Source organism: Bradyrhizobium genomosp. I (2014) (assembly GCF_000261685.1).
Classification (GTDB): Bacteria; Pseudomonadota; Alphaproteobacteria; order Rhizobiales; family Xanthobacteraceae; genus Bradyrhizobium.
Window position 1 is genome coordinate 1 of sequence record NZ_AJQE01000233.1, and the last position, 1774, is coordinate 1774.

General features: G+C 62.1%; 2 protein-coding genes and 1 pseudogene. All 3 read left to right on the forward strand.

Annotated elements, in window-relative coordinates; translation table 11 throughout:
• The coding region (locus IC50_RS21935; protein ID WP_035709552.1) for an NAD(P)-dependent oxidoreductase at window positions 1–489 on the forward strand (489 nt) is incomplete at its 5' end.
• 579 nt (window positions 490–1068) lie between these two features.
• Entirely contained in the window at window positions 1069–1587 is a 519-nt protein-coding gene (rplJ, locus tag IC50_RS21940) for a 50S ribosomal protein L10 (protein WP_035709556.1), read from the forward strand.
• A 54-nt stretch (window positions 1588–1641) separates the two neighbouring features.
• A pseudogene (locus IC50_RS21945) lies at window positions 1642–1774 on the forward strand (50S ribosomal protein L7/L12); the annotation flags it as partial.

Consider the following 1774-nt stretch of genomic DNA (forward strand, 5'->3'; position numbering starts at 1 on the left):
GGCGAGATCGGCCGCAAGATTGCCATGCGCTGCGCGGCCTTCGAGAGCGAGGTCGGCTATTTCAGCCGCAGCAAGTATGATTTGCCCTATCAATATTCCCCGTCGCTGGAGGCGCTGGCCGACTGGTGCAGCGTGCTGATGATCGCGGTGCGGGCAGGGGCCGAGACCCAGCACGTCGTCAATGCCGACATCCTTCGGCGACTCGGCGCGGACGGCTATGTCGTCAACATCTCCCGCGGGTCGGTGATCGACGAGAAGGCCCTGGTGGCGGCGCTCACCGACAGGACCATCGCCGGCGCCGGCCTCGACGTCTTCGAGAAGGAGCCGCACGCCCCCGATGCGCTGACCGCGCTGCCCAATGTGGTATTCGCTCCGCATATCGGCGGCCACACCCTGGATTCGCACGTTGCCATGCAAAACTGCGTCCTGGCGAACCTGACCGCGTTCTTCGCGGGCAAACCGCTGCCTTACGCGGTCAAATCGGCCTGAATCGGCCCTTGTCGGCCGGGATCAAGCCCGGCCGGCAATCGATTGGAACTGGTGTGAATTTTGCTCTTGGCAAGCAGGCCCGGAGCGGTTAAAGAACCGCCTCCGAACGTGCCGGCCTCGGCTGGCGCGTTCGTGCACGCATTCCGAAAAACCGGCATGACAGGAGATCATTCCTTTTCAGGACGTCCGCAAGGATTTGCCGGAAAAGGAAGGAAAGCCCGTCGTTGGTGGGATGCGAGCAGAGGTCGGGCGGTTCGCCGGCTGACCTTGTCCTGTCCAAGACTGCAGGCGCCGGCGGGAAATTTCGATTTCTCAACGGCTTAATCGCATGGCCTGCATAGACGGGTGAAGACCGGATTTCACTTCGCATCCAGCTTCTAGGGCTGATCTGCGAAACGAGTCTGGTTCGGACCTCGACACGCCGTGGGCTCCAGGGCTCCCGGAGGGCAGGCTTTGAATTGTCGTCTTGCCCGGCGTGTCCGTGGGGTTTTGGCCCCGAGGTTCAGGTTCGGGCGGGACGATGGGTGCAACCCGGTGGTCCCGCTTTTTGCGATGACCGCCAACCGGAGAGAGCTTGCTGTGGAACGAGCGGCAAAAAAGGAAGCGGTCGAACAGCTCAATGAGGTCTTCAAGACCACGAGCGTCGCGGTCGTTGCTCAATATTCCGGCCTCACCGTCGCCCAGATGCAGAAGCTGCGCCAGCAGATGAAGCAGGCGGGTGCTGCGGTGAAGGTCTCGAAGAACCGTCTCGCCAAAATTGCTCTTGAAGGCACTGATGTCGTTGCCATCGGCCCCATGCTGAAGGGACCGACCGTGATCGCCACTTCGAACGATCCGGTAGCGGCGCCAAAGGTCGCCATCGAATTCGCCAAGGCGAACGAAAAGTTCGTCATCGTCGGCGGATCGATGGGGAAGACCGTCCTGAATGTCGACGGCGTGAAGGCGCTTGCCTCGCTGCCGTCGCTTGATGAACTGCGCGGCAAGATCGTCGGCCTCATTGTGGCCCCGGCGACCAAGATCGCTCAGCTCGCCAACGCGCCTGCGGGCAAGCTCGCGCGCGTCATCCAGGCTCATGCCTCAAAGGGCGAAGCGGCCTGACGCCCTTCGCAAAACTCAAACCCGAACCAGACTTACACTCAAGGAAACTGAACAATGGCTGACTTGCAGAAGATCGTTGACGACCTCTCGAGCCTCACCGTGCTCGAGGCTGCTGAACTCGCAAAGCTCCTCGAAGAGAAGTGGGGCGTTTCGGCTGCCGCGGCCGTCGCCGTGGCCGGCCCGGCTG